The sequence below is a fragment of the Brevundimonas vitisensis genome, assembly GCF_016656965.1.
Lineage (GTDB): Bacteria > Pseudomonadota > Alphaproteobacteria > Caulobacterales > Caulobacteraceae > Brevundimonas > Brevundimonas vitisensis.
In genome coordinates, this window is sequence record NZ_CP067977.1 from 2,398,703 (window position 1) to 2,421,126 (window position 22,424).

At 65.6% G+C, this 22,424-nt stretch carries 24 protein-coding genes; 13 read left to right on the forward strand and 11 right to left on the reverse strand.

The features are described 5' to 3' along the window. Positions 1-32: 32 nt before the first annotated feature. The 4 genes from JIP62_RS12200 to phnC form a co-directional block, all read right to left on the reverse strand. Positions 33-1,097, reverse strand: a complete 1,065-nt coding sequence (locus tag JIP62_RS12200) for a substrate-binding domain-containing protein (RefSeq protein WP_201102440.1) — start codon at positions 1,095-1,097, stop codon at positions 33-35. Between the two features lie 54 nt (positions 1,098-1,151). Then, positions 1,152-1,895: a phosphonate ABC transporter, permease protein PhnE gene (gene phnE, locus JIP62_RS12205; RefSeq protein WP_201104746.1), complete on the reverse strand. Its 744-nt coding sequence runs from the start codon at positions 1,893-1,895 to the stop codon at positions 1,152-1,154. A 68-nt stretch (positions 1,896-1,963) separates the two neighbouring features. After that, complete coding sequence (phnD, locus tag JIP62_RS12210) at positions 1,964-2,974, reverse strand: phosphate/phosphite/phosphonate ABC transporter substrate-binding protein (protein ID WP_201102441.1); 1,011 nt, start codon at positions 2,972-2,974, stop codon at positions 1,964-1,966. Continuing rightward, positions 2,971-3,768, reverse strand: a complete 798-nt coding sequence (phnC, locus tag JIP62_RS12215) for a phosphonate ABC transporter ATP-binding protein (RefSeq protein ID WP_201102442.1) — start codon at positions 3,766-3,768, stop codon at positions 2,971-2,973. Before phnC ends, phnD begins: the two co-directional genes overlap by 4 nt. 163 nt (positions 3,769-3,931) lie before the next feature. Between phnC and JIP62_RS12220 the strand changes: the two genes are divergently transcribed. Together JIP62_RS12220 and JIP62_RS12225 are read left to right on the forward strand one after the other, a co-directional pair. After that, positions 3,932-5,278, forward strand: coding sequence for a hypothetical protein (locus JIP62_RS12220; protein ID WP_201102443.1), 1,347 nt, complete (start codon positions 3,932-3,934; stop codon positions 5,276-5,278). Between the two features lie 179 nt (positions 5,279-5,457). Continuing rightward, complete coding sequence (locus JIP62_RS12225) at positions 5,458-6,723, forward strand: type III PLP-dependent enzyme (RefSeq protein ID WP_201102444.1); 1,266 nt, start codon at positions 5,458-5,460, stop codon at positions 6,721-6,723. A gap of 63 nt (positions 6,724-6,786) precedes the next feature. On the opposite strand, the gene JIP62_RS12230 is transcribed toward JIP62_RS12225, so the two are convergent. Continuing rightward, positions 6,787-8,007 (reverse strand): DUF2254 domain-containing protein, encoded by a 1,221-nt coding sequence (locus JIP62_RS12230; RefSeq protein ID WP_201102445.1) that lies wholly within the window; start codon positions 8,005-8,007, stop codon positions 6,787-6,789. 186 nt (positions 8,008-8,193) lie between these two features. Between JIP62_RS12230 and JIP62_RS12235 the strand changes: the two genes are divergently transcribed. Genes JIP62_RS12235 through JIP62_RS12245 form a run of 3 tightly spaced genes read left to right on the forward strand, consistent with a single transcriptional unit; the run spans position 8,194 to position 11,156 of the window. Then, on the forward strand, positions 8,194-9,246 hold the full coding sequence (locus JIP62_RS12235) for a 1,9-bis(guanidino)-5-aza-nonane synthase (protein WP_201102446.1): 1,053 nt from the start codon (positions 8,194-8,196) through the stop codon (positions 9,244-9,246). 42 nt (positions 9,247-9,288) lie between these two features. Beyond that, complete coding sequence (gene dusA, locus JIP62_RS12240; RefSeq protein ID WP_201102447.1) at positions 9,289-10,335, forward strand: tRNA dihydrouridine(20/20a) synthase DusA; 1,047 nt, start codon at positions 9,289-9,291, stop codon at positions 10,333-10,335. A 41-nt stretch (positions 10,336-10,376) separates the two neighbouring features. Further along, a complete protein-coding gene (locus JIP62_RS12245) occupies positions 10,377-11,156 on the forward strand; it encodes a sulfite exporter TauE/SafE family protein (protein WP_230974749.1) in 780 nt (259 codons plus the stop codon). Here the strand turns inward: JIP62_RS12245 and JIP62_RS12250 are convergent. Further along, positions 11,153-11,665, reverse strand: a complete 513-nt coding sequence (locus tag JIP62_RS12250) for a TIGR02281 family clan AA aspartic protease (RefSeq protein WP_201102448.1) — start codon at positions 11,663-11,665, stop codon at positions 11,153-11,155. The two genes, JIP62_RS12245 and JIP62_RS12250, sit on opposite strands and share 4 nt — an antisense overlap. A gap of 97 nt (positions 11,666-11,762) precedes the next feature. After that, on the reverse strand, positions 11,763-11,972 hold the full coding sequence (locus JIP62_RS12255) for a DUF1289 domain-containing protein (protein ID WP_330999925.1): 210 nt from the start codon (positions 11,970-11,972) through the stop codon (positions 11,763-11,765). Positions 11,973-12,158: 186 nt separating this feature from the next. Here JIP62_RS12255 and JIP62_RS12260 point away from each other — a divergent pair, with 186 nt between their 5' ends. The 4 genes from JIP62_RS12260 to JIP62_RS12275 are packed head-to-tail and all read left to right on the forward strand — an operon-like array spanning position 12,159 to position 13,865. Continuing rightward, positions 12,159-12,314 (forward strand): hypothetical protein, encoded by a 156-nt coding sequence (locus JIP62_RS12260; RefSeq protein ID WP_201102449.1) that lies wholly within the window; start codon positions 12,159-12,161, stop codon positions 12,312-12,314. Positions 12,315-12,374: 60 nt separating this feature from the next. Continuing rightward, entirely contained in the window at positions 12,375-12,968 is a 594-nt protein-coding gene (locus JIP62_RS12265; RefSeq protein WP_201102450.1) for a hypothetical protein, read from the forward strand. Positions 12,969-13,005: 37 nt separating this feature from the next. Further along, positions 13,006-13,431: a PaaI family thioesterase gene (locus JIP62_RS12270; RefSeq protein WP_230974750.1), complete on the forward strand. Its 426-nt coding sequence runs from the start codon at positions 13,006-13,008 to the stop codon at positions 13,429-13,431. A 56-nt stretch (positions 13,432-13,487) separates the two neighbouring features. Further along, positions 13,488-13,865, forward strand: coding sequence for a hypothetical protein (locus JIP62_RS12275; RefSeq protein WP_201102451.1), 378 nt, complete (start codon positions 13,488-13,490; stop codon positions 13,863-13,865). Between the two features lie 8 nt (positions 13,866-13,873). On the opposite strand, the gene JIP62_RS12280 is transcribed toward JIP62_RS12275, so the two are convergent. From JIP62_RS12280 to JIP62_RS12290, 3 genes are all read right to left on the reverse strand, one after another. Further along, positions 13,874-14,779 carry a hypothetical protein gene (locus tag JIP62_RS12280; RefSeq protein WP_201102452.1) on the reverse strand — a complete coding sequence of 302 codons (906 nt, stop codon included), beginning with the start codon at positions 14,777-14,779 and terminating at the stop codon, positions 13,874-13,876. 100 nt (positions 14,780-14,879) lie between these two features. Continuing rightward, positions 14,880-15,647: an ABC transporter permease gene (locus JIP62_RS12285; protein WP_201104752.1), complete on the reverse strand. Its 768-nt coding sequence runs from the start codon at positions 15,645-15,647 to the stop codon at positions 14,880-14,882. Continuing rightward, positions 15,647-16,582, reverse strand: coding sequence for an ABC transporter ATP-binding protein (locus JIP62_RS12290; RefSeq protein WP_201102453.1), 936 nt, complete (start codon positions 16,580-16,582; stop codon positions 15,647-15,649). The genes JIP62_RS12285 and JIP62_RS12290 overlap by 1 nt, the downstream gene beginning before the upstream one ends. Positions 16,583-16,684: 102 nt before the next feature. Between JIP62_RS12290 and JIP62_RS12295 the strand changes: the two genes are divergently transcribed. The 3 genes from JIP62_RS12295 (at position 16,685) to JIP62_RS12305 (ending at position 19,527) form a co-directional block, all read left to right on the forward strand. Continuing rightward, positions 16,685-17,587, forward strand: a complete 903-nt coding sequence (locus JIP62_RS12295; protein ID WP_201102454.1) for a DUF1206 domain-containing protein — start codon at positions 16,685-16,687, stop codon at positions 17,585-17,587. Positions 17,588-17,655: 68 nt separating this feature from the next. Then, entirely contained in the window at positions 17,656-18,204 is a 549-nt protein-coding gene (locus JIP62_RS12300) for a lipocalin family protein (RefSeq protein WP_201102455.1), read from the forward strand. 9 nt (positions 18,205-18,213) lie between these two features. Further along, positions 18,214-19,527, forward strand: a complete 1,314-nt coding sequence (locus JIP62_RS12305; RefSeq protein ID WP_201102456.1) for a PQQ-dependent sugar dehydrogenase — start codon at positions 18,214-18,216, stop codon at positions 19,525-19,527. Between the two features lie 53 nt (positions 19,528-19,580). Here JIP62_RS12305 and JIP62_RS12310 read toward each other — a convergent pair whose 3' ends face one another. Continuing rightward, positions 19,581-20,111 carry a hypothetical protein gene (locus JIP62_RS12310; protein ID WP_201102457.1) on the reverse strand — a complete coding sequence of 177 codons (531 nt, stop codon included), beginning with the start codon at positions 20,109-20,111 and terminating at the stop codon, positions 19,581-19,583. Between the two features lie 346 nt (positions 20,112-20,457). Between JIP62_RS12310 and JIP62_RS12315 the strand changes: the two genes are divergently transcribed. Further along, on the forward strand, positions 20,458-22,257 hold the full coding sequence (locus tag JIP62_RS12315; RefSeq protein ID WP_201102458.1) for a long-chain-acyl-CoA synthetase: 1,800 nt from the start codon (positions 20,458-20,460) through the stop codon (positions 22,255-22,257). Positions 22,258-22,424 lie beyond the last annotated feature (167 nt).

Below are 22,424 nucleotides of genomic sequence, written 5' to 3' on the forward strand. Positions count from 1 at the left end.
TCGCCCCGTGATCGCGGGGCGAGGCGGCGTCCCTACTGCGGGCGCTGCATCGGTGTGCGGGCGCGGGCGGCGGCGCGCTGGGCTTCCAGCTCGGCGGGCGGAAGCGGCACCAGGCCCCGGTCCTGCAGATAGCCGCCGCGTCCCGCCGAGGCGTCGGACAGATACTCGGTGATGAACTGCTCCAGACCCGGCGTCACGCCGATATGGGCCAGCTTCACATAGATGAACATCGACCGCGCAATCGGATAGTCGCCCGAAGAGATGGTCTCCAGTGTCGGATAGACGCCGTTGACGCTGGCAGCTTTCACCTGATCGTTGTTCTGCTCCAGAAAGGAATAGCCGAACACGCCCATGGCACCGGGCGTGCGGGTCAGGGTCTGGACGATGGCGTTGTCGTTCTCACCGGAGTCGACCCAGACGCTGTCCTCGCGCACCGTATGGGCGATGGCCTCGAACTGGTCGGCGTCGCTTTCGGCCAGGGCAGCCAGTTGAGGCAGGGCCTCTGCCGAGGGGGTCAGGCCCAGTTCGACCCAGGAGTCGCGCGTGCCGGACGTCGGCGGCGGCCCGTACATCAGGATCCGTCCAGACGGCAGGCCCGGCCGGACCTGGCTCCAGTCGGTGTTGGGGTTGGCGATGAAGCCGTTCGGGCCAGGGATCTGCTTGGCGACGGCCAGATAGAGGTCGGCCCCTTCAAAGGCATAGTCCTTGCCGTTGCGGGCAATGGCGACGACCAGGCCGTCATAGCCGATCTTGATCTCCAGAATATCGGTGACGCCGTTGGCCCGGCACATGTCGAACTCGGACGCCTTCATCTGGCGCGACGCATTGGCGATGTCCGGCGTGGCCGGACCGATGCCGGCACAGAAGGCCTGGATGCCGCCGCCGGTGCCCAGCGATTCGACACGCGGCATGGCGCTGTCGGTTGCGCGCGCGAAATTCTCGGCCACGCGAGTGGTGAACGGAAAGACCGTCGAGGACCCTGCTGCCCAGATGCCCGAGCGGGTGCTTCCCTGGCCGCCGTCACAGCCGGACAGGGCAATGACGCTCAGGGCGAGCAGGGCCGGGGCGCAGACGCCGGTCGACAGGGTGCGGATCATCGGGGGCCTCGTCTGGAACAGGTCGAGACCCGCTTAGATCAAAGCTGTGTGACGTTACAGCAACCGTTTGCGCATGATCTGCGACAGGGTGTCGATCAGGGTCACGGCGACGATGATCACCACCACGATGGCGGCCACTTCGCGGAAGGCGAAGGCGTTCATCCGATCGAACAGCACCTGGCCGATCCCGCCCGCGCCAATCAGGCCCAGCACGGTGGCCGCGCGGCTGTTGGATTCGAAGCGGTAAAGGGCAAACGACGTCCACAGCGGAGCCACCTGGGGAATCACGCCCCAGACGATCTCATGCAGGCCCGACCCACCGGTGGCGCGCACGCCCTCGACCGGACCCTTGTCGATCGACTCGACCGCTTCGGAGAACAGCTTGGCCAGCACGCCGGCGGTGTTCAGCGAAATGGCCAGGACACCGGCCAGCGGGCCCAGGCCCACAGCCACCACGAACAGCAGGCCGATGACCAGATCGGGAATGGACCGCAGCATGTCCATGACCCGGCGCACCGGCCAGACAACCCAGGCAGGGGCGATGTTGCGCGCGGCAGCCAGACCCAGCGGAATGGCCATGAAGACGGCCAGGAAGGTGCCCCACAGAGCGATCTGGATGGTCTGGAACATCTGCTTCACGAACAGGCGCCAGTCACCAAAATCAGGACGCAGCAGGTCGCGGCCCAGGGCCTCCATACTGCCGGAGTTGCTGGCCAGTCGCGGCAGGTTGGGCAGGTCCACGTCGGTGAAGCTGATGATCAGGGCGACAGCGATGCCGCCCCACAACAGGACATCCATGGCCCAGGCGGCCGCGGACTTGCTGGGCGGCTTGGGGATCGCAGAGGCGGCGGCAGTCGAGGCTACGGTCAAGGCCGCACCTGACGGCGGGCACGCAGGGTGCTCAGTTCGGCTTCGGCAGCGGCTGCGCCGGCGGTGTCGCCCTTGGCGCGGGCCTCGGTCAGGGCCTGGTCGGCCACCATTTCGCGGACGGGGTCCAGATAGGTGTCGTCGGCGGCACGGAACTGCGAATAGTTCAGACCGGCCAGGACCGCGCGCTGGCGCTCGGCCTCGGCTCCCTCACCCTGGCCATAGCCCAGGAAGAAGGCGCGGATCTTTTCTTTCAGGACCGGGTCCAGGTCGGCGCGCAGCACGATGCCGGACTCCGGGATCGGCGGCGAGAACCAGATTTCCTCGATCTGGCTGGCGATCTGCGGATTCTGACGCGTCATGAAGACGGTGTTGACGGTGTTGGACGTGGCCACGTCGACCACGCCATTGGCGACGGCGAAGGCGTTGGCCTGGTGGTTGGCCGACCGCACGGTCTTGAAGCACTGGGCCGGGACGACGCCACGCGCGTTGAACAGGAAGGTCAGCGGGGCCAGGGTGCCCGACGTCGACTGGGCATCGCCGATGCCGAAGTCAAAACGCCGCCCGCAGGCCATCACGTCTTCCAGAGTAATGCCCGATCCGCGGCGCACGATCAGGGTCGAGCGATAGCTGTCACGCCCCTCGATATCGACGGTACGGGCAATCACCTCGGCGTCGGCGCGGTCGATCGCTTCCAGCATCGGCTTGGCCGAGAACCAGGCGACCTGGGTCTGGTTGCCGCGCATCGCCTCGACCAGGACGGTATAGTTGGAGCCGAAGAAGGGCTTCACCTCCACCCCGATCGCCTTGGACATGTCTTCCAGCAGCGGTTCCCACAGCGGGCCAGAGGACGCCTGGCCCTCGGCCGACAGGATGGAGAAGGTGATCGCGGTCGGGGCAGCGCCCGCAGACTTTTCCTCGCCGCCGCAGGCCGCCAGGCCCAGCAGCGACAGGGCGCCAGCCATGGCCACCAGGCGTCGGCTCAGGGTTTGGGTGTTGAAAGCGGTCATGCCTTGGTTTCCCAGAACGCGTCCTCGAACTCGGGACCGTAGATGTCGATCAGGATACGGGTGTCCAGCCCGGTCGCCGGGCCGTCATAGACGATCTTGCCGGACTTCAGTGCGACCACCCGGTCGCAATAGCGAATGGCATAGTCGACCTGGTGCAGGGTGACGATGACGCCCAGGCCGTCGCGCTTGTTCAGCTCGACCAGCAGCTCCATGACCTTGCGGGCGGAGACGGGATCGAGGGAGGCCACCGGTTCGTCGGCCAATATGCCCTGTGCGCCCTGGACCAGGGCGCGGGCGATGGCCCCGCGCTGTTGCTGACCGCCCGAAAGGGTATTGGCGCGCTGGGCCGCGTAATCGGACACGCCGACGCGGTGCAGGGCTGCCATGGCGCGGGCCTTGTCCTGCGACGGCCACAGGCCCAGTGCCCCGCGCCAGCCGGGAATACGGCCGAGGGCCCCCAGCATGACGTTCGAGAACAACGACAGGCGGCCGACCAGGTTGAACTGCTGGAAGATCATGCCCAGCTTGCCGCGCGCCCGGCGCACGGCCCCGGTCACGCGGCCGTTCTGCTGGACGGTTTCGCCGAAGACGTCGATGCGGCCCTTACCGGGGTCGATGGGCTGCAGCCCGGTGATCGACCGCAGCAGCGTCGACTTGCCAGAGCCGGACGGGCCGATCAGGGCCACCATCTCTCCGGCAGCGACATCAAGGGATACGCCGTCCAGTGCCTTGCGGGCACCAAAGGTCTTGGACACGTCGCGAACGGACGCGACAGCGGCGGATGCGGTTGTCATGGACACGCTGTCAGCTGTTGCAAGGGCGCGCCGCATGGCCCGTCTGCGGGCCGTCGGCAAGTCTTAATGACACAGCGGTGTCGATTTCGTCCAGCGGTGGCGATCACTGGCCCAGGATGCCGACTCGCTCTATCTGCAACCGAAAGTTGCAAAAGGAGCGATCATGACTGACGTAGGGTTGCCGCTTTCGGCGTTCAAGGCACTGGCAAGGTTCACTTTCAAAGAGGGGGCCAAACAGGCTGGCAAGGGGGCTGCAACCACCCTTCTCTGGACCTTGATCGGCGGCGAGAACGCTCGCTTCGACGCGCTGGACGAGAAGTTGGACCTGCTGGTCAAGGGGCAGGAGGTGCTGAAGTCCCAGCTGGCTGAACTGCGGGCCGATGTCGGCTATCGCATCCCGCTGGAGCGCATTCACACCGAAATCCACGGTCTGCATCTGGCCATGAAGCGCGAGCCCGAGGCGCGTCAGCTCAAGCGCATGATCAGCTTTCTGGAGCCCGCCTCACGCGGCTCGGCTCGCGAACTGGCGGATGATCTTTCTCAAAAGCTGTTCGGGTCCGGCCAGACGACCCCGGACGGGTTCTGGAACCGGGGCGAGCCGATCCATGGGCCCAAAACGACCGGCGGTCACATCCGCGAACTGTCGGACGAAATGTTCCGGCGCCGGGCCGTCGGACTGAAGGACTATGTCGACAAGCTGCTGGCCGCCCATGTGGACATGTCCGGCTATTTCGGCCTGCTGGCCACGGCCATCATCGCGGTGAACCAGTATCTGGTCGAGCGGGGCAATCCGTTCCTGCGTCAGGCCAGCAAGGAGGAATACGCCCCGAACAGCGTCGACAACCCCGCGCTTCTGACACGCCCGGGCCTGGCGGGGATGGCCACAGACTGGCTGATGGACGGGATCGCCCACGTCTGTCCGATGGCCTTCGACCTTTATGCCGAAATCTACATCGGCAAGGGTTCCTTGCGGTTGGGCCTTACGACGGCCCGCAAACGGATGCTGGAGTGGGACACCGGGGCCGATCGCCATCCGATCGCGGTCACAAGCGGTATTTGGGCCAGCGAGAGCTATCGCGGACAGAAGCCGGTGTTCGCCGATCATGGCGAGCGGACCCGCACGGCCCCGAATCACTGGTGGCAGATGATGCCGGCGGAAGGGGCGGGCGCGCCGGCGGATGCCGTGCTGCTCCGGGCCATGGATACGGACAAGTTCCTGGGGCACTACAGCTTCAAGAGCTACAGCCACCAGACCAAGGCGGGGCGTCAGGTCAAATATTCGGACGAGGTCGGTCTGGGCGGAAGCCGGACCGACCCGAAGTCACGCTGGAAACCCTATATCAGACGGGACTCCAGCGGGACGGTCCTGCTGGTCCTGGAGCATGTGGGCCAGACCCGATGTTTGCTGGTCAACGGCCTGGATTCCAACGGGAACCGGCAAATCCACCTGGATCAGAGCGCCGCAGACCGCGGCGACTGGCCGGACTATGCCTTCAGCATATCCTTCTGACGCGATCGACTTCCGTCCGAAGTCGGACAAGCGCGCGGCCAAAGGCTCAAATGTCGCAAAAATACCGCTTTACATGACAGTCCCGTGACCCTACATCGCGGCTTCCGGCGGACCCCGTAGGTCTTACGTTTGCGCTGCTAACGCCGGCTGGGTTCAACAATTACAGGGGTTTACGTGAATTGCGCACGTACCAATTTCCCCTGGACCTGGTCCGCGAGCGGTCCCCTGAACGCCCCGTCGCCCTCGTGCGGCCGCGTTCGGTTGCCGTAGCGGCGCGCTGGTTCCAGGACAATCTAAAGGCTGACGTCTTCTATGCCGTGAAGGCCAACCCTTCGCGGTGGGTCATCGAGGCCCTGAAGGACGCCGGAGTGAAGGGTTATGACGCCGCTTCGATCGCCGAGATCGAACTGGTGCGCTCGGTCGATCCCGATGCGCGGATTGCCTTCATGCATCCGGTCAAGAGCCGCACGGCCATTACCAAGGCCTACTTCGACTATGGCGTTCGCACCTTCTCGCTCGACTGCGAGGATGAGCTGCAGAAGATCCTCGACGCCACGGGCGGTGCGACGGACCTGAATCTGCTCGTTCGCATGGCGGTCTCGGCCGATGGTGCGGCCTATTCCCTGTCGGGCAAGTTCGGCGTCTCTCCCGATCAGGCCCCGTCTCTGCTGCTGTCCGTCCGCCGGGCGGTCAAGGACGGTCTGATGGGGGTATGCTTCCATGTCGGGTCGCAGTGCATGCGGCCGACCGCCTATCAGGCCGCCATGGCCCAGGTCGGTCGTGCCATCAGCCGTGCGGGCGTGATCGTGGACATCGTCGACGTGGGCGGTGGCTTCCCCTCGGTCTATCCGGGCATGGTCCCTCCGGACATGAGCGAATACGCCGACGCCATCCATCGCGGCTTCAACGAAATGCCCGTGTCGGAAACGACCGAGCTGTGGTGTGAGCCGGGCCGCGCCCTGGTCGCCGAAAGCTCGTCGATCCTGGCGCGTGTGGACCTGCGCAAGGGCGATGCTCTGTATCTGAACGACGGGTCCTATGGCTCGCTGTTCGATGCGACCCACTCGCGCTGGCCCTTCCCGACCAAGCTGGTCCGGGACGGAGCGGCCTCGGCCGATCTCAAGCCGTTCCAGTTCTATGGGCCGACCTGCGATTCCATCGACCACATGCCGGGTCCGTTCTATCTGCCGGCCGATATCCGTGAAGGTGACTTCATCGAAATCGGCATGCTGGGCGCTTACGGCGTGGCGATGTCCACGGGCTTCAACGGCTATGGCGAGCATGACATCGCCGCGGTCGAGGATGCCCCGATGGCGTCGCTCTATGGCCTCGCACCGCGCTCCATCCCGACCGTGCGCACCACGGCGGAGGAGCAGGCTCGCAAGGTCGTCCGCCTGTCGCGTCCCAAGGGCAAGGCCGGTCAGCGCAAGAAGTCGCGTCGCTAAGACCCGGTCGGTTTTGGTGGGACGGTTCGCGCCGTTCCACCGACCCTGGCAGGGACCTCCGGATCAGTCGCGCCCTGCAAACTGGGCATCAAACCGACGACGATCGGCCGGGTGAAGGCCTTCACGCGCGCGTTCGGCCGCCTCCAGCGCCAGCGACCGGGCTGCGTCCGATACCGCCGATTGGCACGCCGCGAGCGACTGCAACCCCTTCTGCACCCGGATCGCCACGATCGGATCGTCCAGGCCATAGCGGATGATGGGGCCGAACACGTCCTGAATCAGGACCTGCGGGTCGAGGCTCGGCCGGGTGACCCTGTCGTTCTGAGCATTGGCGTCCGCTTCCGGATCGGCCCGGCGTGCCCAGTTGTCGAGAAGGCGCACCGCTACCCCGGCCACCTCCGCCGCCGTCCCCGGATCGTTGATGCCTGGAGACAGGGCCCGCGCCGCAATCTCGCCCAGGACGATCAGGCCGAAGCGAGGATCCTGATCGAAGGTCCGCGTCCGCGCGATTGAAAACGCCGACTGCAAGGTCTCCGTCGTCTTCTCGTCCGGCTTGCCGAAACTGATCCGCCCCAAGGGCTCCCCGCGGCGGCGAAAGCTGCCGACCGGGGCCAGGATTTCGATGCGTCCATCCTTTTCTTCGGCGAGACGCTGAAGATGGGGCAGGTCGATGTTCTGGATGTAGCCGGTCGCGGGCGCCTCAAAGATTTCACCCTCGACGGGCGGGGGTGCCGGCGTCGGCGGCTGCGAAGCCAGACAGTCTGCGGTGCGCTGTTCGACCAGTTCGATCATGTGGCCCACCCGGGCCAGGTTCGACAGACGGCTCATCCAGGCCAGCAGGCGAAACGCGACCAGGCAGACGACAGCCAGACTGGTCAGATAAAGAACGGCGCGTCCTTCGGCCCCATAAAAGCGGGCGTGAATGGCCGTGACCGCGACCACGGCATAGAGAAAGGCCCCGACGAAGGTGGCCAGCGCCTTTTGCGTCGATTCATCGGAGGTGATCAGTACCGCGACGCGAGGTGAAGCCGCCTGCGACACGGCGGTATAGGCGCTGACCCACGCCCCCAGGGAAAAGGTCGCCACCGCCAGAAGGCTGGAGGCCAGAATGGTCAGAATGGCCTCGACGGACTCTCCCCCAAGCCGGTCCGCGACTTCGCGCGGGACCAGGGGGGCCACCAGTGCAGCGGTCAAGGCCGCCGCAACGCCAAAGCCAGCATATAGCCCGGCCCGAAACCAGATCTGGGTGCTGAGCACCCGCCAATAATATCGCCAGCGGTTCATGAGGCCCCCTTAGTCTGGTCCAGAAGGCGTCACATGGCGTCCTGTTCCGGTAAAGGTTGGCTTTGGTGGCTTCGCTGCTTGAATCTCGCCGCTTTCGCACCCTATTAGGCGCCTCCCGGCGGTCGCTCCGTCCCGACCGGGTCCTTGTGGATCGACGGGCGCTCAAACCAAAGGGAAACCCTTGCAATGAACGCTCCCGTTCAAAAGAATACCAAGGCCGAGCTGCTTCAGAACGTCGTCGAACACATCGATATCACGTCCTTCGACGCGCGCCCGATCATCGACAGCATGCGCAAGATGTCGTTCTCGAGCCGGGACACCGCCCGCGCTGCCGACATCTTCAACATGGCGCTCGAGGACAAGGACTGCTCGCCCTGGCTGATCCTGGCCGGTTCGACCTCCGCCGGCGGCTGCATGCATGTGTACCGCGACATGGTGAAGTTCGGCATGATCGACGCCGTGGTCGCCACCGGCGCCTCCATCGTCGACATGGATTTCTTCGAGGCCCTGGGCTTCAAACACTATCAGGCCGCTGGCGAGGTGGACGACAACGTCCTGCGCGACAACTACATCGACCGGATCTACGACACCTATATCGACGAGGAAGAGCTCCAGGCCTGCGACCACACCATCCTGGAAATCTGCAACCGGCTGGAGCCGCGCGGCTATTCCAGCCGTGAGTTCATCTGGGAAATGGGCAAGTGGCTGTCGGAGGGCAACGCCAAGAAGCCCGGCAGCCTGATCCAGACCGCCTATGAAGAAGGCGTGCCGATCTTCTGCCCGGCCTTCGTCGACTCCTCGGCCGGCTTCGGCCTGGTCAAGCACCAGAAGGAGCGGATGGCCGAGGGCAAGCCCTATCTGATGATCGACGCGGTCGCCGACTTCCGCGAACTGACCGACATCAAGATCGCGGCGGGCGTGACCGGCCTGTTCATGGTCGGCGGCGGGGTGCCCAAGAACTTTGCCCAGGACACGGTCGTCTGCGCCGAGATCCTGGGGATCGAAGCCGAGATGCACCGCTATGCGGTCCAGATCACGGTCGCCGACGTCCGCGACGGTGCCTGCTCGTCCTCGACGCTGAAAGAAGCCGCCTCCTGGGGCAAGGTCCAGACCACGCACGAGCAGATGGTCTTTGCCGAAGCGACCACGGTCGTGCCGCTGATCGGATCGGACGCCTATCACCGCGGCACCTGGAAGAACCGCGACAAGCGCCGCTGGGCCAAGCTGTTCGGCAAATAGGCGCAGGATGCGGCGCGGACCGACTTGTCGTAATCTGATCCGATGAGTTCGTTCGCGCCTCACCGCCTGTCGGTCGCCCCGATGATGGACTGGACCGACCGGCATTGCCGGGCGTTCCACCGTGCGCTGTCGGGGCGCGCCCTGCTTTATACCGAGATGGTCACGGCACCCGCCGTCATTCACGGCGATCGCGAGCGGTTGCTGGGCTTTGACGGCTGTGAGCATCCCGTTGCCCTGCAACTGGGCGGGTCGGACCCGGACCAGTTGGCCCAGGCGGCCCGGATCGGGGCGTCCTTTGGCTATGATGAGATCAATCTGAACGTCGGCTGCCCGTCCGATCGGGTTCAGTCCGGCCGGTTCGGTGCCTGTCTGATGCGCGAGCCGGAACTGGTCGCCGACTGCATGGCGGCCATCGCCGGGGCGGTGGATGTTCCTGCAACCGTCAAATGCCGGATCGGCGTGGACGATCAGGACCCGCAGCTTTCCCTGTTCGCCACGGTCGATGCCTGTGCGGCGGTCGGCGTGACGACCTTCGTCGTCCATGCGCGCAAGGCCTGGCTGCAGGGCCTGTCGCCCAAGGAGAACCGGGACGTGCCCCCGCTGGACTATGCCTTGGTCCGCCAGCTGAAGCGCGAGCGCCCGCATCTGACCATCGTCATCAACGGCGGCATTACCTCGCTTGAAGCCGTAGACGCCCATCTGGACGATGCGGACGGCGTCCAGCTGGACGGGGTCATGCTGGGCCGCGCGGCCTATCACGAACCGGCTTTGCTGGGGCAGGTCGATCGGCGCGTGTTCGGAGAGGCGACGCCGGACGTCGATCCGTATCAGGCCATTGAACGCTACAAACCCTATATGGCCGCGCGTCTGGCTGAGGGATGGGGTCTGCACGCCATGACCCGTCACATGCTGGGTCTGATGCACGGACGGCCCGGGGCGCGCAGCTTCCGCCGCATCCTGACGGTCGAGGCATGTCAGCCGGGCGCGGGTCTGGAGGTCGTCGACCGGGCCGTGGAAGCCGTGCGCGAAGCCGAGGCCCGGCTGGGACGGGATCCTGTCGAAACCGATTCCGTCGGACGGGCCGCCTGACCGCCCTGACCCTTTCCGACGCGCTGGTCCTGCTGGCGGCTATGGCCGGGGCAGGGGTGTTTGCGGGCGTCATCGCCGGACTGTTCGGCGTCGGGGGCGGGACGGTCATCGTGCCGGTGCTGTTCTATGCCTTCGAGGTTCTGGGCGTCGGCGGCGAGAGCAATCTGCATGTGGCGGTCGGCTCGTCCCTGCTGACCATCGTCGCGACTTCGTGGCGCTCGCTGGCGGCCCATCGTCAGCACGGTGCCGTGGACGAGGCGGTGCTGAAAACCTGGATCCCCTGGGTGGGTTTCGGGGCTCTGGTCGGGGCCTTCGTCGCCGGGATCACCTCGATGGAGGGTCTGGCCATCGTCTATGGCATCTGCCTGGCCCTGATCGCGGCGCAGATGGGGCTGTTGCCCGAGCGTATTACTCTCCGGTCCGACCTGCCTCAGGGCTGGGGCCGGCGCGGGGCGGGGACCGGCATCGGTCTGCTGTCGGCCATGATGGGGATCGGCGGCGGCAGCTTCGGCGGCATGCTGATGACCCTGTGCGGCAGGCCTATCCATCAGGCCGTGGCGACGGCCTCCGGTTTCGGCATGGCGATCGGGGCGGCTGCGACGGTTGGCTTCGTGATCTTCGGCTGGGACGCGCCGGGACGGCCGCCGTTGTCGCTGGGTTACGTGAACCTGCCAGCAGCCTTGATCATGGGGGTGCTGACGGCCCTGACGGCACCGTTCGGCGCGCGTCTGGCCCATCGGCTGGATCGGCGCGTGCTGCGCAAGGCCTTTGCTTTTTATCTGCTGCTGACCGCCCTGTCGGTGGTGCTGAAGGCGCTCTAGGGCCGCAGGGTCAGGCCGGTCGGCGTGGCCTCGAAACGCGACAGCCGCCCCAGATAGCTCATGCCCAGTAGCGAATGGGGCAGGCCTTCCTGGACCACCAGGGCCTGGACGGCATCTACCCGAGCCCCGGCCACGGCGACGCTGGCCAGTTCGATCGGCGCGGCTGGGACGGTGCCCGACGCCGTCTGGACCGATCCCGTGAAATCGCTGTCCGTCAGCGGGAAGCCCAGGCGAGCCGCATCGGCACGGGTCAGGGCGACGACACTGGCCCCAGTGTCGACCATGACGCGGACAGCCCGGCCGTCGATTTCGGCCTCGGCCCAGAAATGGCCGTCGGCGGACTTGATGATCTGGGCCGCGCTGCCGTGGGCCGTCGCGACCATCGGAGCCATCGTCGCCGCCTGCGCCTCGCCCCGGTCGCCCAGTCGGTTCAGCCACAGGGCAGTGGTCAGAGCCGAGGCCACGGCCAGGGTCATGACGAAGGCGGACGAGGCATCGAAACGGATCATGAGCAGCACACACGCGACTGAAGGCTGCTTCTGCGGCCCGAAGCGACCCTGGCACGCACCGATTGGGATCGGGTGAATCGGCGTGGCTGATGAAGGGTTAAGTCCTCTGGGGCCCGCCCTCCAACTTGGCGGGATCAATCTGATCACGCCGCGCCGGAAGCTCCGCCATGACTGCAGCGCGCTCGTCAGCGGTCATGCTGCTCCAACTGCCGATTTCGGTCAGGCTGCGAAGGCACCCCAGACACAGGCCGGTCGCGCCGTCCACGATGCAGACCTTGATGCAGGGCGTGACCACTGCGCGCGGCACAGCGGACAGGTCGATCGGTCTTTTCGGCGACGGTTCGATAACAAATGCTCCGGTAGCGGATCAAAAAACTTGCAAATCCCGGCCGAATGAGCGACAAGGAGGACGACGCGAAACGACTATGACGGTGAGATTCCCGAACAGCACGACGCGTCTCTTTTCATCGTTCACGCGAAAGGAGACGCCAAGATGAACGACAAGGAGCGCAACCTCCAGCACGCCATGATGTCCTTTGCCCTGTGGGGCGGGATGCTGGTCAATCCACGATCCACGCGCGGCAACGGCCCCGTGGTCAGCCACCCGTCGAACTTCGTGCCCTGGACCCTTCGCAAGCCCCGGGACTGAAACCGAAGTCGCGACAAGAGGCGCTTCGCTCCGGCACAATTTCAATCTAGTGTCCGGCGCATGACTCATCTGCGCCCCATGCTTGCGATCGCTGTTGTGCTGGCTCTCGGTGCCTGTGGAGAGTCGCCGCCGCCGCCGGCGGATGCACCGGCCGAAACGACGACCGAGCCAGCGACGCCTTCGACGGAGACACCGACCTCGGCGACCACGACGCCCACTGCCTTGGACGCCGAGGGTCTTCGTCTGGTCTCCCCGACCGGTTCCACCCTCCTCATTGCCTTCGGCCAGCCCGCCAAGGCGGCGAACGAAGCCCTGACCGCTGGCCGCGGGGCCCCGGCTCAGCAGGGGTTGAACAGCGAGTGCGGGGCCGGACCCCTGGTCTATGTCGGGTGGTCGGACGGCCTGACCGCCTATTTCCAGAATGACGCGTTCGCGGGTTGGGCCGTCAATGCCGCCGGTCCCACCACCATGAGCGGCATCGGCGTCGGCTCGACCCGAGCCGAAATGGAAGACGTCTATGCTGGCGTGACGGTCAGCGAGACCACCCTGGGCCAGGAATTCGCCGCCGGGCAGCTTTACGGCATCCTGGACGGGCCGGGGCCGCAGGCAAAAATCACGGCCCTTTGGTCGGGAGTGAGCTGCAATTTCCGCTGAATTCCATCCGAACACGGCGGCCGAGGCCTTTGGAACCTTGTCCGGGCGTGACCTGCTTCAGGCGATCATCGAGGGCCGTCTGCCGCCGGTCGCCATGGGCCTGACGCTGACCTATGGACTGGTCGAGGTCGGTGACGGCATGGCCGTATTCGAGGGGCAGACGGGGCCGCATCTGCTGAACCCCGCCGGAACGGTCCACGGGGGCTGGGCCCTGGCCCTCATTGACAGCGCCACGGCCTGTGCGGCGCACTCCACCCTGCCCGCCGGGGTCGGCTACACGACCCTATCCACCACGGGCAACCTTACCCGACCGATCCTGGTGGATACCGGCCGCGTGCGGTGCGAGGGCCGCGTCATCAATGCCGGCCGGCAGATCATCACGACGGAGGCGACGGTGCGTGACACGGGTGGGCGTCTGCTGGCCCACGGTACCTCGACGGTCATGGTGCTGAAGCCCCGCTGAAACCCTGCGTTAATCGAACGGGCGCAGCCTGATGTCTTCCCTCCGGGAGACGCACGATGTCGACCATCCAGACCAGCAGCTACCGCCGCCAGCGCGACCATTTCGAGCCGCAGGATAACGATCCCCACGAACAGCGCCGCCTGCGCGGCCTGATGGAACAGATCGACTACACCGCCTTCGTCTCGAACCGGGAAGTCATCGGCCATATGCTGGCCCAGGCGGACACCGCCAGTTTCCAGAAACTGGCCGTGCTGACCGCCACGGCCCGCGCCAAATGGGCAGCAGAGGCCCTGCGCCTGGCCGAGTCCGGATCGCCCGTCACGCCGGATCAGACCGCCCGCCTGACAGCGCAACGCACCGCCTATGAGGAACTGGCCGAAGCCTATGAAGCCCTGCGCCGCATGGTCGAGCGCGGCTATCTGACCATGAAATAGAGACGGCGTCAGTCCAGGGGCTGGGGCCGCGTCAGCACCGGCGCGTCGGGGTCGCTGGTGGGACGTTCGGCGGTCGTCGGCGCTGGACCGGCGGGAACCGGGGCCGGTTCGATCAACGGAGCCGTGTCGATCTGCGGTACCGCAACGACCGGAGACGGGGTCGCCTCTGACGGCACCGGCGCGGGGGTGGTGCGCCGGGCCGGTTGCACGCTCGAGACCGCTGGCGCTTCACGGACCGGCTGCGAGGCGGCCTCCACCGGCACCGTGGTCTCGGCGACGGGGGCCTGGCGCTCGACGACGGCATCCACACGGACAGGCGCGGGCGGGGCAGGAGCCTCAACCCTTGCTTCCGCCGGGGCAGTCGTGCTGGGCGCATCCTCATTCCGGGTCAGGGTCCAGACCCCTGCGACGACGGCAACCGAAGCGGCCAGTCCGGCCCCGACCATCAGCGGAAGGCGTGAGGTCCGCCGGGACTTTTCGGACGCCGCAGCGCTGACCGGGCGGATCGGCTGCGGTGCCTCCGGTGCCGCGACTTCTGCTGCATCGGGTTCAGGCAGGGCCCGCACGGTCATGTCATGCATCGACGGGGGCGGGACCGGTGCGCGCTCGGGCTTTTGCTCGGCGGGCAGCGCTGGCGGCTGGGCCCGGAATACGGCGGGAACCGGGGCGGCCGGCTGAGCCTGAGGACGCGGCCGGGGAGCCTGGGGGATCAGCGAACCGTTCAATATGCCGCCCCCCGCTGGGCGAGGTGCGACGGGCCGGGTCGCCGCGGCCTGTGGCGGCAACGGCTTTGGCAACTCAGGCAAAGGCGGAAGGGTCCCGCCGCTGGGCAGGGGGCCAGCGCGGAACACCGGCTTGGGCAGGCTGGACCACTGAACCTGGCGGCGGAAGGGCTGGGGGGCGTCGGTGGACATGAACACTCCCGCGCTGCAACGGGCAGCGCGCTTCAGGATAAGCGAAGAGCCGCCAGACTGTTCCGCGACCGGGGCGGTTTCGTGGCCCCCCGCCTATGGATCAGGACTTCAGCCGATATCCGGTGCGGAACATCCAGGTCACGATCGCCAGGCAGATGAAGAAAAAGCCCAGCGTCGCCGCCAGGCTGACGCCAATGCCCACGTCCGACGTTCCGTAGAAGGCCCAGCGGAAGCCCGAGATCAGATAGACGACCGGGTTGAACAGGGTCACCGTCCGCCAGGCGTCGGGCAGCATGTCGATCGAATAGAAAGACCCGCCCAGGAAGGTCAGAGGCGTCACGACCAGCATGGGGATCATCTGCAACTGCTCGAACCCATTGGCCCAGATGCCGATGATGAAGCCGAACAGGCTGAAGGTCACCGAGATCAGGATCAGGAAGGCCAGCATCCAGAAGGGATGCAGGATCTGCAACGGCACGAAGAAAGCGGCCGTGGCCAGGATGATCAGGCCCAGGATCGCCGATTTGGTCGCCGCTGCTCCCACATAGGCCAGCACGATCTCGAACGGCGAGACCGGTGCGCTTAGCAGCTCATAGATGGTGCCGGTAAATTTCGGGAAGTAGATGCCGAAACTGGCGTTGAAGATCGACTGGGTGAACAGGCTGAGCATGATCAGTCCCGGCACGATGAAGGCCCCGTACGGGATGCCGTCGATCTCGGTCATGGCCGATCCGATGGCCGAGCCGAACACCACGAAATAGAGCGCGGTGGTGATGACGGGCGTGACGATCGACTGCCAGACCGTGCGCAGGGCGCGCGCCATCTCGAACCGATAGATGGCCCATACGCCGTAACCGTTGAAGCTCATCACGCGGCCTTTCCATTCTGGTGGACCAGGCTGACGAAGATGTCCTCCAGCGAACTCTGGCGGGTGTTCAGGTCCTTGAACGCGATCCCCAGGTCCGACAGGCGGCGCAGCAGGGAGGGTACGCCCGTCTTTTCAGCGTTGGAATCGAAGACATATTCCAGTTCTGCCCCGTCCGCCTTCAACGTCAGGGCCCATTCGGCCAGTTCGGCGGGCAGAGCCTCCAGCGGTTCCTGCAGGTTCAGGGTCAGGGTCTTTTTGCCCAGCTTCTTCATCAGGGCCGACTTCTCCTCGACCAGGATCAGTTCGCCCTTGAGGATCACCCCAACACGGTCGGCCATCTCCTCGGCCTCTTCGATGTAGTGGGTGGTCAGGATGATGGTGACGCCCCGGTCGCGCAGGGCGCGGACCAGGTTCCACATGTCCCGGCGCAGTTCGACGTCGACCCCGGCTGTGGGCTCGTCAAGAAACAGGATGTCGGGCTCGTGGCTCAGGGCCTTGGCGATCATCACGCGGCGCTTCATGCCGCCCGACAGGGTCATGATCTTGTCGTTGCGCTTTTCCCAGAGGCTGAGATCGCGCAGCGTCTGTTCGATGAAGGCCGGGTTCGGGGCCTTGCCGAACAGGCCGCGGCTGAAGGTCACCGTGGCCAGAACCGTCTCAAAGGCGTCGGTGGTCAGTTCCTGGGGCACCAGGCCGATGCGTTCACGCGCCTGTCGATAGTGAGTCTGGTTGTCAAAACCATCAGCGACCACCGTCCCGGTGGTCGGGGTCACGATCCCGCAGACGATGGAGATCAGCGTCGTCTTGCCGGCTCCATTCGGGCCAAGCAGGGCAAAGATTTCGCCTTTTGAAATGGTCAGATCGACGCGCTTCAGCGCTTGAAGCCCTGACTTATAGGTCTTGGTCAGGCCTTCGATGGCGATAACCGGATGCATGCGCGCCCTCCCGATGGTGAACCCAAGTAGGAAGACGCACGAGCCGGCTCAAGGCCGACAGCGCCAGCGGAGCCTTATTTCCCATTCGGCGTTGGTCGCCCCATGGCGAGCCTCATCAAAACCATCCGCACGCGTCTGGCCGATCTGGGAGACGAGGGGCGCAGACGTCTGCCCATACTCAAGCGCGTGCCACCCCTGCATGACCTGCTGGAGGGCGCGGCGCGGGTCGGATATGGCGCGCGAGGCTTTGTCTATCTGTCCATCGGGCTGATCGTGTTCCTGGCTGCGACCGACCAGATCGGTCAGTCGACGGGCTCCAGCGGTGCGGTCGCCATGCTGGCCGAGCAGCCTTTTGGCCGGGTGTGGCTGATCCTCCTGGGCCTTGGCCTGTGGGCCTTCGTCGTGTGGCGGGTGCTCCAGGCGGTCTTCGATGCGGATCGGGAAGGGCGCGATTCCAAGGCCCTGATGCTGAGGGCAGGCCAGGCCATGAGCGGTGTCTTCTATGGTCTGCTGGCGGCCGGTGTGTTTGAAATCCTGGACGAGTTCGGTCGCACACCGTCCCGCGACGATGAGACTGAGAACCAGCAGAAAGCCGCCATGCTGTTGGACCTGCCATTCGGCGATCTGATGCTGATCGGGGCGGGACTGATCATTCTGGCCGTTGGCGTGGGCAATATGATCAAGGGGGCCACGGCCGATTTCGCCGAGGACCTGGCCTGTTCAACCGAAATCTGCGAGCGGGTCACGCCGGTGGCGCGTGCAGGTTATGTGGCGCGCGGCCTGGCCTATCTGCCGCTGGCCGGCTTTGTCATCCTGGCTGGCGTTCATGCCCGAGCTTCGGACGTCACCAGCTTCGGCGGTGGTCTGGACGCGATGGAAGCTCTACCGGCCGGTTCGTGGCTGTTAGGCGTGACGGCGATCGGACTGATGGCCTTTGGGGCCTTCGCCTTTGTCGAGGCGCGCTATCGCCGGATCCGGCCGCCCAAGAAACTGATCGCGGGTTGAACGCGTCCGGCGGGAACCTGTGCCGTATCTGAGGCATTGCCGTTTTGGCCCTGTCGGAGCTCACCCCCATGTCTGTGCGTCCTCTCGCTGCCGTTGCCCTTGCCAGCGCCCTTGTCGCCGGCTGCGTCACGGCCCCGTCCCCGTCCGAATACCGAGCGCCGCAGCCGCTGAAGCCGATCGATGCCGAGCGGTTGTACAGCGGGCGCTGGCTGGAGATCGCGCGTCTCCCGATGTCGATCACGGACGGCTGCGTGGCCGGTGCCTCCAACTACGTCCTGGTCAATCCGACGCGTGTCGATGTCCTTGACACCTGTCAGGTCGGCACGCCTGACGGGCGGGAAAAGGCGATCGGCGGGCGCGGCGAGATCGTCGATCCCGGCACCAATGCCAAGATGCGGGTTCGCTATCTGGCGGGCTTCGTGACCTGGGAGTACTGGGTGCTGGACCGGGCCGATGACTACAGCTGGTTCATTTCGGCCGATCCGACCTTCGAGAAGCTGTTCATCTATACGCGCGAAGTGCCGTCGGAACGCGAGCTGGCCGCCCTCGTCGCCCGTGCCCAGGCTCTGGGATACGACGTCAGCCGCCTGGAATTCCCGGCCACGGCCGCACAATAGGACCCGACCATGAAGCGACTGGCTGCTGTTTCGACCCTGGCGCTCGGCCTCGTGCTGGCGGCCTGCGGAGGCCCGCAGTCGCTTCCGCCGGAGGCGGGTTTTGGACCCAATCCGCAGCTGCCGCCGCCTTCATCCTCTCTGCTGCCCGAGGTGCGGATCGCCCCGGCCGTGGGTTGGCCCGCCGGACGCATGCCGACGCCCGCGCCCGGTTTTCGGGTTCAGGCCTTTGCAACGGGATTGGACCATCCGCGCTGGCTGTATCGCCTGCCGAATGGAGACATCCTGGTGGCCGAATCCAATGCGCCACCCAAGCCTGACGACAAGAAGGGCGGCATCCGCGGCTGGATTCAGGGGCTGATCATGGGGCGGGCCGGGGCGACCGTGCCCAGCGCGGACCGCATCACCCTGTTGCGCGATGCCGATGGAGACGGCGTGGCGGAAACGAAAACGGCCTTCCTGGAGAATCTGACGTCCCCGTTCGGCATGGCTCTGGTGGGAGACCGACTGTTTGTGGCCAATGCCGATGCCGTGGTGGCCTTTCCCTATCAGGCCGGCCAGACTCGCATCACGGCACAGGCCGTCAAGGTCGCCGACCTGCCGGCCGGACGCAATCACCACTGGACCAAGAGCCTTGTAGCCAGCCCGGACGGCAGCCGACTTTACGTGGGGGTCGGGTCCAACTCCAACATTGGTGAAAACGGCCTGGATGAAGAAGTCGATCGCGCGGCCATCCTGGAGATCGATCCCGCGACCGGAGCGCGCCGGGTCTATGCCTCGGGCCTCAGAAATCCGGTCGGCATGGATTGGAACGCGGAATCGGGTCGTCTGTGGGTGGCCGTGAACGAGCGGGACGAACTGGGGCCGGATCTGGTGCCGGATTATATGACCTCGGTCGCGCCTGGGGGCTTCTACGGTTGGCCCTGGAGCTATTTCGGCGAGACGGTCGATGAGCGCGTGAAGCCCGCCCGTCCCGACATGGTGGCCAAAGCGATGCGGCCGGATTATGCGCTGGGGGCCCACACCGCGTCCCTCGGACTGACATTTGCGGAAGGGTCCCTTCTTGGATCCGGCTTTGCGAACGGCGCTTTCGTCGGCCAGCATGGCTCCTGGAACCGTGATCCGCGCGTCGGTTATCGCGTGATCTTTGTCCCCTTCGCGGACGGAATGCCCAGCGGTATGCCCCGCGATGTCCTGACCGGCTTTCTCAACGAAAAGGGCGAGGCCATGGGCCGTCCGGTCGGCGTTCAGTTTGATCGCCTTGGAGCCCTGCTGGTGGCGGACGACGTGGGCAATGTCATCTGGCGGGTGTCGCCCAGTCAGTGATGCGAAAGAGGCTCCGGAGCGTATCCGGAGCCTCCTTCATTCTGGCGTATCGATCAGGCCAGAGGTTGGACCGAAATGTTCGGAGCCGCAGGCGTGATGGCCGGGGCGGCGGGTTCGGCAGTGGCCGACGTTTCACTGCTGTAGGGGCGCGGGCCCATGGGTTCGGCGCTCACCGGTTCCGGTGCCGCGACAGGCCTCGCCGCCGAGGGGCTGGCGGAACGCCGCATAGCCGGAGCCGGTTCGGCGCGGGCAACAGGTGCCGCGGCCGGCGCAGGGGCCTCGACGGCCGCAGGCGTCATGGCCACAGGTTCAGGGATGGTGGCCAGCGGGGCCGACAGGGGCATGGTCATGGCCTCGCCTGCCGGCTCGGCCTCCGCCAAGCGTCCTGTCGACGGTGGTGCCATCATCATGGCGATAGCCGAACCGCCCAACACCAGGGCTCCGACGGGGGCCAGTATCATCCATGTCTTGAACGGCTTGGTGCGGCGCGACTTGCTGCGCGCATAAACGGGGGTGAAAACCTGCTCGGCACGATCCGGGCGCGTCTCAGTGTGCTTCAAGTCATCCGTATAAGTGACGGTCATGATGTCTCTCCATAACGATGGTAGAAGAACAGCATAAGGTTCAGGTCCGTTCCGGATTTCACGCAATGTCGCGAAGAAACACCAGTAAGAACACAAGTGTGGCGCAGACGAGTTCAGATTGGACAGCCTGACGACAGCGTCACTGCTATTCCGAAGTGCGTTTCGACTTCACTGGGGTGTGTGATCCGCCTTTCCCTTGCGTCACAGGGGCACAAGCGCCACGCCCCGCCATAAACCGGTGTGCGATCACCGTGCGAATTCCCCTTGCGGTTGACCCGCGCGTCACGGTTGGCCATCACCGGAAGCGGACAATCTTCTCGCCGTCGTTCAAGGAGCTGAAGTCGCCATGGGTCTGGTTGCGAACATCCGCCGCGACCTGAAGTTCGTCGGGGGACTGTGCCGTCTGTTCGGGCGTATCAAGCCGATCACGCTCGATAGTCCCGTGCTGCTTTGCGACGATATCGAAGAGGCGGTCGATCGCTTTGCCGATCACATCGCCGTCGAGGACGACACCCGCAGCCTGACCTATCGCGAGTTCGACGCCCTGGCGAACCGGTTCGGCCATTGGGCTCGCGGACGCAATCTGAAGCGCGGCGACACCGTGGCCATGGTGATGCTGAACCGGGTCGAATACCTGGCCGCCTGGATCGGCTTTTCGAAGGTCGGGGTGGCGACGGCCCTGATCAACACCAACCTGACCGGCCACGCCCTGGCCCATTGCCTGTCCATTTCAGGGGCATCGCAGGTCATCGTCGATAGCGATTGCTGGCATGCGGTTGAGGCGGCGCGTCCCCACGTTGGCCGCAACCTGATGCTTTGGGTCCTGGGGCTGGCGGACGCGGACGAGACCAGCGACCGGCGCGGGCTGGACAAGCCTGTGCGCGGGGCCTCCACCGTGCGACCGCCCCGTAATCTGCGCGATGGCCTCACCAACCGGTCGACGGCCCTGTTCATCTATACCTCGGGCACCACCGGCCTGCCCAAGGCGGCGCGTGTGCCGCATTCGCGCGCGCGGACCTATATGCGCGCCTTCGCCGGAGCGACCGCGGCGACGGACAAGGACGTCACCTTCAACACCCTGCCTCTGTATCACTCGACCGGCGGGCTGGTCGGCATCGGTCCGGCATTGCTTAACGGCGGGCGTCTGGTCCTGAGGAAGAAGTTTTCGGCCCAGGCCTTCTGGCCGGACGTGAAGGCGACGGGTGCGACCCTGTTCGTCTATATCGGCGAGTTGTGCCGCTATCTGGTCAATACGCCCGAGAACCCGGACGAGCGGGGGCACAAGCTGCGCCTGGCCTATGGCAACGGGCTGCGGCCCGATGTCTGGGATGATTTCCAGAAGCGGTTCGCCATTCCCGACATCCTGGAATTCTACGGCTCGACCGAGGGCAATGTCTCGGTGTTCAATTTCGACGGAAAGCCGGGCTCGATCGGTCGGGTGCCCTGGTTCGTCAAATCCAAGGTCAACATCCGCCTGGTGCAGTTCGACGTCGAGACCGAGATGCCGGTGCGGGGGCCCGATGGACTGTGCCGGCTGACCGGCGTCGGCCAGATCGGTGAGGCGATCGGCCTGATCGGCAACGACATCCGCCACGATTTCTCCGGCTATGCCGACAAGGCTGCGTCAGAGAAGAAGATCATCACCGACGTCTTCCAGCCGGGCGATCGCTGGTTCCGAACCGGCGACCTGATGCGTCAGGATCGCGAGGGCTATTTCTACTTCATCGACCGGGTCGGCGACACCTTCCGCTGGAAGAGCGAGAACGTCTCGACCTCCGAGGTGCAGCAGCGGCTGGCCGATGCGCCGGGCGTTCAGGAAGTCATCGCCTATGGCGTGCCGGTGCCGGGCTATGAGGGCAAGGCCGGGATGGTGGCCCTGGTCGTCGACGGCAAGTTTGCACCCCAGGCCTTTTGTGATTGGGTCGACGCCGAACTGCCCTTCTATGCGCGTCCGGTGTTTGTGCGGCTGATCAAGAGCGCCGATACGACCGGCACCTTCAAATACAAGAAGAGCGATCTGGTCGCCGACGGTTTCGACCCGGAGCGGGTGGACGGCCCGATCTATGTCCGGGGCGGCAAGACCGGCTACACCAAGCTGACGGCCACGGCGCGCACCGCGATCCTGAACGGCACGACGCGGCTCTAAGCCGTCAGCAGCCCCTGCCGTCCCCACGGCGCTGCGTTTGGCGACGGATCGTTAAAGGCGTTTTGGCGGTCCGTCCGCCTTCGGATTTTCGTTGGATCAAACCCGTCCATGATGCTCCCGACACACGGCCGCACTAATCACTAGCGGCAGCGTTCCCAGCGTTGCAG